This is a genomic window from Mangrovimonas sp. ST2L15 (assembly GCF_001280515.1).
Lineage (GTDB): Bacteria > Bacteroidota > Bacteroidia > Flavobacteriales > Flavobacteriaceae > Mangrovimonas > Mangrovimonas futianensis.
In genome coordinates, this window is record NZ_LBIQ01000031.1 from 1 (window position 1) to 14,272 (window position 14,272).

Below are 14,272 nucleotides of genomic sequence, written 5' to 3' on the forward strand. Positions count from 1 at the left end.
GCATACAAGATTTTTTTCTTGCCATAAGGCGATTCAAATTCCTGATCATTGCCTACAATATGTTCCCTAAACTTTGAAAAATAAGCTTCAAGCTCCGTTATTTGTTTAACATCCGAATCCATCATTTAAAATCCTTAAAAATTAATGCCTAATTTTGTTTTTCAAAAACCTCTAATCCATTTTGCAGGAAAATCCCATAGTCTTCTTCGCTAGGGGTATATCCCACTGGCTCTGTCAATACTTCATTTTTATTCGGATTGAATAAGACGTAATAAGGTTGAGAATTTGACTTAAAGAATTGGGTTTGAAAATTGGCCCATTTATGACCGTAATTTTTAAGTCGTCTTGTCCCCCCATTGACCCTATTCACCTCTATCTGTTGATCCTCAGGAAGATCCTTTTTATCATCCACGTACAAGGAAATGAGTACGTATTCATTCCTTAAGTAATTGTCTATGTTTTCTAAAGGCCAAATATGCTCTTCCATCTTTCTACAATTCACACAGGCATATCCAGTAAAATCAATCATGATGGGTTTGTTAACCTGCTTAGCATAGGCAATACCTTCTTTCAAATCCTTGAAGGTTTTTAAATTATTTGTATTTGTACTTGGCAAGATCCAACTGTATCCCACTGGTGGTGCCAAACCGCTTAACAAGGTTAAAGATGTAAACGTATTAGTCTCTTTATTTACCCTAAATCCCGATGCCAAATAAATGACAAAGCATGTAACCAAAATGCCTCCTGCTATTCTAGGGAATGATATTTTTTTGATAGGTGAATCATGAGGAAATTTAATTTTTCCAAAAAGATACAATGCCAGCCCTACAAAAATAATAATCCAAATGATCAAGAAAGGTTCTAACTTTAAGATCCCCCACCTTTTAACCAAATCGGCATTTGATAGGAACTTAAATGCCAAAGCCAATTCCAAAAATCCTAATATGACCTTGGTAGTATTAAGCCAACCACCCGATTTAGGTAAAGCATTCATCATATTAGGGAACATGGCAAACAAGGCAAAAGGTAAACCTAAAGCCAAACCAAAACCGGCCATACCTGTTGTAAGTTGCCACGCCCCACCATCAACTGTCAATGAACCAGCCAACAACGAACCTAAAATAGGACCTGTACAAGAAAAAGACACTATGGCAAGGGTTAATGCCATAAAGAAAATTCCAATAATTCCACCAGCATTCTCTCCCTTGGTTGTTTTATTTGTCCAGCTTGCCGGTAATGTCAATTCATAATATCCAAAAAATGAAAAAGCGAAAAACATGAATATGGCAAAAAACACAATATTCAACCAGACATTGGTGGATATTTCATTTAAAATATCGGGGTTTACCGAATCTAAAAGATGAAACGGAACACTCAATATTAAATAAACCATTAATATAAAAAAACCATAAAGAAGAGCTTTTGAAACACCTGAGCTCTTATTCTGGTCTCCTTTTTTGGTGAAAAAGCTCACCGTTAAAGGAATCATTGGGAATACACAAGGTGTCAAAAGTGCTAGTAATCCCCCTAAAAAGCCTAAACCAAATATACTCCAAAATGATTTTTGTTCAACTGAAGTATTTGTAGTTAACTGAATATCCTCTGGAACCATCCCATACAATAACTTATTTGTTTGATTATTATCAACAGTATTGTTTTCTAGATTTTGTCCAGCTTGGGTTGTATCTTCAACAAGATTAAAAACCAATTCAACTTCGGTAGGTGGCAAACATTTACTATCATCGCACACCATAAACTCCACAAATCCTTTAATAGTTTTGAACTCCTTATCTACATGTATTTTTTGTTTAAAAACGGTTGATTTTTCAAAATACTTGATTTTCATTTTAAAAACCGGATCGTCCACAATATGGCCTTCTTCTTCGGAAGTGTTTCCTAATATTTTAAAGCTCTCCTCTCCATTCTCATAGGTAAACGTTGTCGCAATAGGGCCGTTTTCTGGAACTGTTTGAGAATACAAATGCCATCCCGTCTCAATATCTGCAACTGTTATTAAATGATACTCTGTTTCAGAAATTTGTTCAACAGAGGTTTTCCACTTTACTGGATCATGTATTTGCGAAGATGCATGGAATCCATAAAAAACTATTAAGATAAGTATCCAGTACTTTTTCATCACTTCAAATTGTTTTTCTTGTTTACATTAATATCCAAATAGTTCTTCCAAGCTTACCATTCGAAGTTCTCCTATTTTCTTAAGATCTTCAGTAGTAATATGATCTTTTGAACCAACTATGCAATAGGTATAGAACTTATTTGCAACCTTTTGATTATGAAAATCTTTAATTTGCTCAAAATCGATCATATCTACAGCTTCATAAATAGATTTTCTTAAATCATAATCAATTCCTTTTTTTAGAGCGTTGTAATATAATCTAATAGGCTCACCTTCTGTAATTCTTTGTGTTTGAATGGATTTCTTTATAGCTTCTTTAGCCAATTTAAATGATTCTTTATCCTCAGGTAAATCATTTAAAAGCTCATTCATGGCAGCCACGGCTTCTAACATTTTGTCTGATTGACTCCCAACATAAGCACTCATTTGAAACATCTGTTCCTTTTTGTATGGAATGATATAGGATGCATAAGTAGAATAGGCCAATGCCTTAGACTCTCTAATAGTTTGAAAAACGATAGATCCCATTCCCCCACCAAAATATTCATTAAAAATGGATATCATAGGCTCTTGAGAAACATCATATTGCTCCACATTTCTTACCCATCTTATTTCACTTTGTACCATGTCATAGTCAACAAACAATACCTTGTTTTCTAACTGCTTGGTATATTTAAATGTTTTCTTTTGCGGGTAGGAATTAAAAGTTTTAGGTAATGGGTGATTGACTTTCAACTTAGTTTCAAGCTCCTTAACCGTTAATGGACCATAGTAGGACACTTCATGTTTAAATTTTAACAGGGAATGTAATAAGTCAACCAATTTTTTTGAAGTAATGTTTTGAATATCCTCATTGGACAACACATCGTTGAACGGGTTTTTCTCACCATAAACTGCATAATTGTTCAAACCAGAAAAAATATTTCTCTTATTTGATTTATTATCTTTCCTAATTTTAAAAATTCTTGATTTTAATTCTTCTAAAGCATTTTCATTGGCTTCGCAATTGGAGATAACATATTCAAACAATGAGATTAGCTCATCAAAATTCTCATTAAGCCCATAAAAATTTACTGTAGTTTCCTCATTACTAACATTAATAGAATAATTACTCGCCAACGCGTATAATTTTTTATTCAATTCTTCTGACGAATATTTATTGGTAGATAAATATTTAAAATAACTTATTGCTAAAGGCAAATAAGCATTGTGATATTCTCCCATATCGAAACGATATGTCATATTGAATAATTGATTTTCATCATTATGCACATATAGCAATTCGGTATTCCCATAGGATACTTTTTGAAGGTCCTTTTTAAAATCAACCCAGCTTGGTTGAATGGGTTCCTCCTTCATTGATTTTATATTTTTCACAAAAGCCGACTGTTTACCTGCATTAGTTTCAATAGGAGTAATTGGCGGCTTTTCTACATTCATTATACTCTTATCCGTTCCCTTTCTTTTATAAACAGCTACATAATTTTCTCCGAAGTATTTATTTGCTACCCTAACAACATCTTCCTTCGTTATTTTTGACAAATTGGTTAATGAGGCCACTTCCTCATCCCATGCATTTGAATTACTTTTTATATATACGCTAAGTAAAGAACTCAATCTTCCATTATTAAATTTTAATGCTTGTTGCTCCTGAAGTTTGTAATTAGATATTATAGCTGCTAGAAGGTCACTACTGAAATCCCCTTTCTTTAACTTCTCAATCTCCCCCATCAAAATATCTTTAACTTCATCTAAAGATTGACCTTCCTTTGGGGTTCCTGCAACGGCAAACACTCCATAATCCTTAAGTTGCATATGGAAGTTATAGGCCTCCTGCAAAACCTGTTTTTGCTTGATATTAATATCAAGCAATCCTGCCTTTCCATTACTTAAAACATTTGAGATCAAAGACAATATTCTGGCGTCTTTTGTATTATATTCAGGAGTCCTCCAAGCAATACGTATATTTTCCGCTGTTGGACCAAAGACCTCTCTTGTAATTGGTTCACTTATTGGTTTCTCTGGTTTTGGATTATAGCCATCAAATGTTTTAGCCGCCATATAGGAAAAATGATTGTCTATTTTTTCTATTAGCAAGTCTGGATTAAAATCGCCTACCATGATGATAGCCATGTTATTTGGCACATAGTAGGTTTGATAATAGTCTTTAATGGCAGAAATAGATGGGTTTTTTAAGTGTTCTATGGTACCTATCGTCGTTTGTTGCCCATAATTGTGAGTAGGAAAAAGAGCATCACTCATTTTTTCCATCACTTTTCTACCATCATTGTCTGAGGATCTATTTTTTTCTTCATAAACGGCTTCTAATTCTGTATGAAAAAGTCTTACTACAGGATTCCTAAAACGTTCTGCCTGTATATCTAAAAACTTATCAATAGCATTTGATGGTATATCTTCTTTATAAACTGTTTCCTCTACCCAAGTATGAGCATTTGTACTTTGAGAACCAATTTCTGTCATGAGCTTATCATACTCTCCTGCAATTGCATATTTTGACGCCTCATTTGATACTTGGTCTATTTTTGTATAAATTTCTTTCCGCTTATCTGGATCTGTTGTTTTATTATATACTTCATAAAGTTCTTCAATTTCCTGCAACAAGGGAGCTTCCTTTTCCCAATCTAATGAACCAAACTTATCAGTCCCTTTAAAAAGGATATGCTCTAAATAATGAGCCAACCCTGTATGTTCTTTCGGATCATTGTTACTTCCTGCTCTAACTGCAATATTCACAGCTATTCGAGGTTCCTTTTGATTGACACTTAAGATAACTTGCAAACCATTATCCAGGGTATAAAACCTTGCCTGCATGGGGTCATTAGAGACATATTTATACGTATAACCATTTGAAGTTTTCTCTTCCCAATGAAAATCATTTTGTTGGGAAAAGCCTTTAAATAAAACCAAAAATAATAGGACCAAAAGGAGTGACTTGTTGTTTTTAAAATTTATATGTTTCATATTCATTAAGGTTGTGTTTGCATTTAAGTAGTAAAATTTGATTCATTATTTAAAGAACCGCCCCAAAATGATATGGTCTGAGGCGGCCTTCCTTTAAAAAAAAACTAAAAACTACTTATTTACTTATAATTATTGAAATGGGACTATTTAGGTTTTATAACACCCCCAGCTATAGTAAACTGAAGGTGTTATGGACTAATTCAAATAATTCCCTTTGTTATTGAAAAATTTCTGTGAATAGTTTGTGTAATTACTTAATCTAGGAGTTGCTCTAAAATTTTCTCTAATTCTGAATTGGAAGGTCTTGGTGCATTTGCCATAATTATATTACTTTCTGGATCCAATAAAATAAACCTTGGAATTCCTTTAATGTAGTAATCTTGAACAAACTGAGATTTAAAATCATTATCTGCCATTAATTGAACGCCTTCTAAATTTTCATCTTTCACCATTTTTTTCCATTTATCACGATCTTGTTTCCTGTCTATGGAAATACTAATAAATTCTATGTCTTTATCATGATATTTCTCTTCAACTCTTTTTAAATGTGGTATTTCTGCTTTACATGGTCCACACCATGTAGCCCAAACGTCTATATAAATGTACTTACCCTTAAAATCTTCTAAAGAGGAAGTTCCTCCCTTAAAATTTTCATAATCTAGGAACTTAGGTGAAGGATTCCCTTTTGCCACTTTTCTGAGCTCATGATAACTATTGGTAATTTCCTTTTTATGTTCTTCATTACTCGATCCTTTCATAAATTCTTCATAGTAAGCTTCTAGTTCATTGGTATATGTAATACCATATTGAGCTTTTTTATAGAGTAATAAATCTTTAATGGTTTGATTAGATAAGGTATTATAAGTCTTTAATATTGCTAGGTCTTCAGCAATACCGGTAGCTTCTGATAGTTTATTGGCTTCTCTCTTACAATAATCATTCAACAAAGAATAATATGCATAAGAAAATAAAAAGTCTTCTTCTCTATTGTAGTCAAAATTGTCAAGTTCCTTCAAAAATCCTTGGGAAACTTTAAAAGTTGAATCTTTAGCATAATAAGCATGGTTAGCTTCATAGTTAGAAAGATTACTTAAATAGGTATATTCTATATTTCTTCTTTCCTTTTCTATATACTTTTCTGGTAAATTCTCAGTACCATCAAGTAAAGTCTTAGAAACATTACGAACTTCATCTTGCTTTGATTTAAATGTTGATTCGTCTAAAAGGTATTTATTCACATCCTTTCCAATAACTTCCTTTTCTTTCCTCCTTTTTGAAATTAAGTAACTATTGATTTCTGATCCTACACCTTTAAATTGAATGGTTTCATTAAAATTCTCACTATCATAGTTAATTTCTAAGTCATCCCCTGCTTCTAAATATAAATACAAGAGATTGCTGCCATCATAAACCATCAAGTTCTCGGCCTTAATTCTTAAGGTATCTTTAAATGTTCCTGTACTATCTAAATCAACGGTTTTTGACAAGGAGTTTATCATACCACTGAACTGTAACTTATTCGTTCTTGAATTTAAAATAGTTCCATTGATAAGAACATAGTCTTTCTTTTCTGTTTCTTGAGAACAGGAAAGAAAAGCAAGAGGGGCAAAAACTAGCAAATAAAATAACTTCTTCATTTTAATAATTACTTTTAATTAAAGGATGGAATGTTATAACTAACCTTCTTTATTTAGTAGAAAAAATATCATCTAACATTTGATACATATCAACCTTTTCTGGATTCTTAGAGCTATAAATAATTTTGCCTTTTGGATCTAAAACAATTTTAGTTGGGAAAGAATTGACATTAAAAGGAATTAAAAGATTCGTTTCATTGGTGCTTCTTATGTGGGTCCAATCATAATTTTCTTTTTCAATGATATCCCTCCATTTTTTATCTGTATCTCCTTGATTTACCCCTACAACCGTAAAATTTTTATTGGCATATTTTTGACTATACTCCTTAATTTTTGGAATTTCCGCCATACAAGGACCACACCACGTCCCCCAGTAATCCAGTAGAACATAGTTACCTTTTAATTCTGACAATTTAAATTCTTTACCATTTAAGGTGTTCAATGTAGTGAGTTCTGGAGCAGACATTCCGATTCCTGTATTTTCAACTGCTGAAATGCGCTCTTTAGCTTCTTCATAAAAAGGAGTACCGTCCAAAGTTGAGCTATCAAAACCATTAAATAGAGCCTTTGCTTCTTCATGTGTAAAGTATCTTCTGTAGTAGGCATCATTAAAGACATAGGATGCAGCAATAGATTTGGGATGCGACTTAATAAAATCCGTTTTTAGGACAGTTACTTCCTTACTTAACTTATCCCTTCTTTCATATAGGCTTTTTACCTCTTCTTCATTTAAATCACTAGTAGAAATAGCTACTGAAATAGAATCCATGGTATTCAAAAGAGGGAATATTTGTGAGTTAATCAGCGCTAAATCATTATTAATACCCAATGAATCTGAAGGATATGCATCTACCATATAATCTACTATTTTTCCATTATAGGAGATTTTAGCTCCAGGAAAACCAATGAACCATAATCGGCTTAAATGTGCTTTGACCGAAGCTTGATATTCCTTGTCCCCTACCTTTACCTTATAACTTCTTAGAGCTTCAGGAACACCTATGTAATATAACTTATAACCCTCTATAGAATCCTTGAAAGTAAATTTTTGATCTTTTATCCCAAGGGTATCTCTATGATAACCAGACGGATCCTTATCATCTTTTTCATAGTATACCAAATAATCGCTCTCAAGTCCTTCTATACTAGCATTTAATGTGAATGTTTTTGGTATTTCTTTCACTTCTTCACCAGACTTGTTTGACTTACAATTAAGCATAAGAATGGCCGTAAGCAAAAGGAGGTTTGCTTTAATATTCATGTCTATATGTTTTTTGGAAACCAAAACGAAGATTTTTTATCACCTTCGTTTTGGCAAGGATTAATAACTTATAATCTAGATAATGATTGTTATTTAAAAAGGACTCTAATTGGTATAAATATTTGAAGGCCAATCTTGACCATCTGTTCTGGTAAGGGTAAATGTTCCATATTCATCATAGGAAACAGTGTAATAATAGGTCCATTCCACTGTAATTGTTGGGCCATCAACATCAATAATATTCCATTGTTGCTGTCTCCAAGTGTCATCTATAATTTCCACTAAACCAGTATCATAACTGTAACTAAGAGCTCCTGGCCCTCCGTAATAATAATCACAAGATAAATCACTTACGTCATAAACAGTAAAACTACCTGGTTGAAGTGCCATAGAAATGGTTCCTGTTTGGCCTACCTCTACATCACCCCAAGTAACACCTCCAGCAGAAACCTCAATCCATTCATAATCATAAGTACCTTCCCAAATAGGAGGAGCAATTTCCACAATTCTAGACCCCATAGAATAGGTACAATTAAAGTCAAAACAATCCTTACGAGTATCCACAACAGCACCATCTTGACCAGTAATTACCCATTTAAATTCAAATATGTCGCTTACCAAAACGTCCCCGTTATGGTTAGGTGAAAATTCACTACTAAAAAGGTCTGCGAGTTGGTCTTTGGTTACAGTAATCATAAATGTGCTTTCTGGGTCAACTATTGTTTCAAGTAACTTTCCTTCAGAACCACCCAAATAATTAAATGTTCCATTATTGTTTTCCTCTGCAAAAGCATAAATTTCAACTTTACTTATATCAGAAACAGGGAATTCACCTATTTCCAATGACACTTCATAATCGATTGAGGTTAAGTACCAATACTCCTCACCTCCAGTCTCCAATTCAACATAATATTCAAATTGGTTTGTCCCATTTTCATTAGAAGGTGTAAATTTCAAATAAGCATCATCTTTCCATGTGATTTCATAAGGATCTGGCATTTTCACATCATCATTTTCTTCACAAGATTGAACAATTGGAAGCAATAATAAGCCCAGACATAACAAAATTATTTTTTTCATTACTAATGTTTTTTAATTAAAGTTATAGGTTATATACTTTGGGTGTTCCTTTGAGAACATCCCTCAACTTGTGATTTAGTTTAAATTGGGGTTTACATCTCTTATGGATTGAGCAATTCTAACCACATAGCCATCATCTCCCGGACTTAATGTAAACTCTTCTCCTGTTAAAGGATGAACTCTAGTAAAGACAGGTACTTCGTCGCCATACACATGGTATCTTTTTTGGTCAAATAGATTTAAAGATGAGCCCGCTAATTCCTTTCTTCTTTCATCCTTCACCAATTGTAAGGTTGTAGCATTATCAGTAAAAGCAAGTGGCGTAAAGGATTCTAATCTATTAGGCAGCAAAACATTTAACATATCGATAGCACCTTGACCATCTCCAGTGCGCACCTTGGCTTCAGCATTAGTTAGCATTAACCTAGGAACACTTAGCCCATTACATCGCTCTGAATTGGCGTACATGTAAATATAATTTGGAGACACATCAATACCCGTACTTGATGTTTGAGTTGCAAATAAATACCATCTTCGATCATTATCCTGATCATAAAGTGAAACCAAATCTGGAGAATAGAGATGAAATGGATTTGCAAATGACCAATAGATATATCGGTCCCATATAACTTCCTTATTTAGCGTACTAGAGTACCATTGACTTCCATTGTTATAACCAGACCATGGATTTGATGGATTTGTAAAATCAATAGTGTTGTAGTCATACAGAAAATCATATTGCTCTAAAGCAAGATTAGAGTTTTCAACTGCTTCTTCAAAATTGCCCATATACAAATTAACTTCTGCAAGTAAAGCATATAATGAAGCACGACCTGGTCTAAAATTTGCATAGGAATTAATAGCATCATAATTTGAATCCAATAAGGCTATAGCTTCATTTAAATCTGTTAAAATTTGAGCATAAACTTCACTAACCGAAGATCTCCCCAATAATGCCTGAAGATCAATTTCTAAAGGCATCGCTACCCCTGGTTCATCCGGGTTTGATGGATCAAAATGATGTGCATACTGATTAACCGTTAAAAAATATTCAAAAGCTCTTTGAGCCAATGCCTCTGCTTTAATGTTATTTCTTTTCGAAGGATCAAAATTCCCAGGTTCAGCAGTATCTACATCTTCCAAAATTTGATTCATAACGTGGATATAATAATAAAAATTATTGTAATCGCTATCTGCATCATCTGGATTGAAAATATCATGCTGCCAAGTATATGCATTCACACTTGGTGTGCTATTGGAAATACTATTAAAACTTTCCTCCGTGTGGTATACATCAGGATCTATAAACCTTGCATTTGTGCCAACAGAACGTAATATGGCATAATCGAGTAACATTTTGTCATAATCCTCCAATGTTGAGGGAATAATATAACCTGTTGGTTCAACATCCAAAAAGTCATCGGGACTTTGACAAGATGTAAATGATACGAATATGATTACTATATAAATAATATATTTTGCTTTCATAGTTTTGCTCTTTTTATATTGTTTTAACATCATTTAAAAGGAGACTCTCACTCCAAAAGTGTAACTAGTTAAATTTGTATAAGCCTCTGAATTAGGTGCAATAGGATCTACTCCTAAATCATTAGCCACCCACAAGAAAGGATTGGCAACCTGCATAGTCAATCGAAGATTTGTTAAGAACGTACGATCTAAAAATTTCTTAGGCATTGTATACCCCAAAATAATATCTTGAACTCTTAGGTAATCTCCTTTGTGAACATTACGATTAGATTGATTCCAAATGCGGTGCATTGCGCTTGTATCATATCTATTTTCATATTCTCCGGTCATAGGATTTAAACCATTATAGAATACTTTTGGAACATCTGTGAATGCTTCATCACCAGGGTTCATCCAACGGTTTGCCCACTCTTGATGTAGTCTAATATTCCCAAACCCATAATCATAGTTATTGTAAGAGCCATAACCTGCAGATGCATAGTTATAAGACATTCTGAAAACATAATCAGCTTGATAGTTCATATTAACAGTAAGATCCAAACCTTTATAATTGAAGGTTGTAGAAAGACCACCATAGTGTTGAGGCACTGTAGTTCCCACGTACTCCAATTCATCAATATCAACCGTTCCTCTCCAAGACCTAGTATTACCATTAGCATCATAAAGTAGCACTTCCCCATTGTCATCTAAACCAGCAAAATTATAAGCATAAAGCCCACCAATTGGCATACCTTCTTCATATGCATTTCCTCCTGTATAACTATCAGCTGTAGGAGCATTGGTTAATTTTGCCTTAGCTAAAATATTTTTATTGTAATTGAAATTGGCTCTAACCGACCATGTAAAATCATTACTTCTAATGACATCTGCATTCAATTGCAACTCCACACCTTTATTATCAATATCTGCATAATTTACTCTTGCTGTTGACCAACCTACAGTAGGGTCAATTACTTTTGATGTATAGACATCAGTACTCTTTTTAATATAATAATCTATACTTCCAGATAGCCTGTTGTTGAAAAAAGCAAAGTCAACACCTAAATTGGTAGTTGCGGTTTCCTCCCATTTCAAATCAGGATTCCCTGGTTGACTAAGCACTAAACTATTATAGGTATTACCCCATGTAATGTTTCGAACTCGGGCAGTAGGTTCTGGATAAACTCCAATCAAACTATTTCCTCCAAGTCCATAGGTAGCTCTCACCTTCAATCGGTTAATCCAATTTGCATTATCCAAAAAAGCTTCTTTAGCTGCATCCCATGCTACACCCACCGACCATAACGGTTTGTATCTAAAATCTGGATTGCTTCCAAAAATATTTGCTTGATCTATTCTGAAACTTCCGTTTAGGGTATACTTATTTTTGAAAGTGTACCCCATATTAGAAAAATAACTTACAAAGCGATTATCTTGATTGTTGATATCAAACAATTCAGCTGCATAGAAATCATATAATCTAGCTCCAGTCCAATCGACTAAATTATAACTCAACAAAGCTGCTTCATTAATTGGCAAATAGGTAGTTGATTCTTTATCATACCCAAATTGTCTATTACGCAAAAACTCTGTAAATCTCCTAGAGTATTCTCCTCCAGCAAATACATTCAATTGGTGATCACCCCATTCCTTATCCCAATTCAATGTGTTCTTAAAGACCCATCCTTTGGAATATGTACGCTCTTGCAAATATTGTGATCCTTTTGGAATACCATATTGATACGAATCTGTATTACTGTCATAGATATAGAAATCATTGACCATATTACGCCATGAAGGCAAATCCATTGATTTAAAGGAATCATAGTCATTCGTATTACGCTCATACCTAAAAGAACTACTTAGAGTTAAATCTTTAAGTATTTCTACATCTAATTTAAAATCAGCCCTAATATCTAATAAGGTTCTATCATTGTCCAGATTTCTGTGTTCTTCTAAATAATTATAGGTGTAGGGAGCTCCAACCAGCGGTTCACGGTCTTGAGACATCCAAGGGTTCCAGCTATAATACTTTTGAATATACTGCCCATTTTCATCAACCAATTGATCATAGGGCTGCGCCATATAAAACATATCTATTGGGTTAAAAGCTCCATATTGAGTATCAAAACTGTTATCATTCTGTTGCCTTAAAACAGCTGTCATACCAGCAGTGAAAGCAATTTTATCATTAAAATCAAAGGTGTTACGCATATTCATGGTATACCTTTCTTGATCATCGCCAATGGTTTGTCCTTCAACATCCGTATATGACAGTGACCCGAAAAAAGCATTACGTTCACCTCCTCCTGAAAGAGATAAATTATAGGTCTTTTGCATAGCATTTCTTATAAAATACTTTTCCCAATCATTCTCTATATTTCTCCTTCTTAATTCGTTCATATAGTTATTATAGGTGTTTTGAGACCAAGTAACACCATCAGGAGAAAGCCCATTTCTATATATTTGAGCCATATGAAAATCATTGATACTGGAATTACTGCCTACCAATCCATTGATATTTGTCCATCCCTTATCAATAAATTCTTGATCTAAATCCATTTCTTGAGAAGTAGACATAAGGTTTAAGTCACTTAAGTCAACTTTATTTTCCATTTTGACAAAACTGGAAAAATCTACTTTCAAGGGTTGGTTTTTCCCTCCTCTTTTAGTTACAATTACAACCACACCATTTGAGGCCCTAGACCCCCAAATTGATGATGCAGAGGCATCCTTCAAAATGGTGATAGATTCAACATCTTCTGGATTGATTGACTCTAAATTTTGTTGTTCTGCCAAAGGGAAGCCGTCAACAATTATTAAAGGATTGGCAAAGGCACTTAAAATGGTAGAACGCCCTCTTATTTCAAAATTGTTGAACCTCGGGTTTATATTCAAACCTGCAACTTGACCAGTGATTCTCTCAATAATATTTGTTCCAGAAGGTCGCTGTTCAAGTTGGCTTGCCCCAACTTGTGTGAAAGACCCCGCTGTTCTCTCTTCAGAAAGCTCCTGATAACCAGTTAAAACAACTTCATCCAGAGAATTAATGGACTCCTTTAAAACTACATTAATAACATTATCTGAAGAATAATTATTTAAGTTAGATATATCTATTTTTCTTGTAGTAAATCCCACATAAGAAAATTCTAATACAGCTTGTACATCCGAAACCTTAATGGTATAATTCCCTGAAAAATCAGTAGCAACCCCATTTCGAGTATTGGCTTCCAAAACTGTTACACCAGGCAATGGAATACCATTTTCATCTGTTACTTTTCCTGAAATCTGTATTCCTTGAGCAGTGGCAGAATAATTATTTTTAATAATCTGAATGGTATTATGCTCACCCATGACATAATTTAAATTGCTATTTTTTAAACTTTCGTTTAATAAATCTCCAACAAAAAACTCTCCTTTTTTGAGTTGAACTTTGGGTGCATCCTGAAACAAATTTTTAGGATAAATGAAATGATAATCAGTTTGTTGTTTGATTATTTGAAATACTTCATCCACAGATACTGATTTATTATCATCAATAGTAATTTTTTGCTGTGCAAATGAGTCTTTGCCATTTAAACCAAAAACGGTGACGCAAAAAAGAAAAATAAACATTCTCATAGATAAAAGAAGAAGTCGCCTTCCAAACAAACCTGAAGGCACATGATTTAATTTAATTTTCATAAATTTGAATTGTGTTAGTTAGAC

General features: G+C 33.6%; 7 protein-coding genes. All 7 read right to left on the reverse strand.

Annotated elements, in window-relative coordinates:
- Positions 1-148 precede the first annotated feature (148 nt).
- The 7 genes from ZA07_RS12670 to ZA07_RS12700 all read right to left on the reverse strand — a co-directional run bounded on the left by ZA07_RS12670 (position 149) and on the right by ZA07_RS12700 (position 14,248).
- Positions 149-2,137 (reverse strand): protein-disulfide reductase DsbD, encoded by a 1,989-nt coding sequence (locus tag ZA07_RS12670; protein ID WP_053972145.1) that lies wholly within the window; start codon positions 2,135-2,137, stop codon positions 149-151.
- A 27-nt stretch (positions 2,138-2,164) separates the two neighbouring features.
- The gene (locus tag ZA07_RS12675; RefSeq protein WP_053972200.1) at positions 2,165-5,119 is read right to left on the reverse strand and encodes a pitrilysin family protein; all 2,955 of its coding nucleotides are present in this window, start codon (positions 5,117-5,119) and stop codon (positions 2,165-2,167) included.
- A 254-nt stretch (positions 5,120-5,373) separates the two neighbouring features.
- Positions 5,374-6,756, reverse strand: a complete 1,383-nt coding sequence (locus ZA07_RS12680) for a TlpA disulfide reductase family protein (protein WP_053972146.1) — start codon at positions 6,754-6,756, stop codon at positions 5,374-5,376.
- A gap of 49 nt (positions 6,757-6,805) precedes the next feature.
- Complete coding sequence (locus ZA07_RS12685; protein ID WP_053972147.1) at positions 6,806-8,017, reverse strand: TlpA disulfide reductase family protein; 1,212 nt, start codon at positions 8,015-8,017, stop codon at positions 6,806-6,808.
- Between the two features lie 105 nt (positions 8,018-8,122).
- On the reverse strand, positions 8,123-9,097 hold the full coding sequence (locus tag ZA07_RS12690) for a hypothetical protein (protein ID WP_053972148.1): 975 nt from the start codon (positions 9,095-9,097) through the stop codon (positions 8,123-8,125).
- Positions 9,098-9,172: 75 nt separating this feature from the next.
- On the reverse strand, positions 9,173-10,585 hold the full coding sequence (locus ZA07_RS12695) for a RagB/SusD family nutrient uptake outer membrane protein (RefSeq protein WP_197276736.1): 1,413 nt from the start codon (positions 10,583-10,585) through the stop codon (positions 9,173-9,175).
- Between the two features lie 33 nt (positions 10,586-10,618).
- A complete protein-coding gene (locus ZA07_RS12700) occupies positions 10,619-14,248 on the reverse strand; it encodes a SusC/RagA family TonB-linked outer membrane protein (protein ID WP_082316600.1) in 3,630 nt (1,209 codons plus the stop codon).
- Between the last annotated feature and the right edge of the window lie 24 nt (positions 14,249-14,272).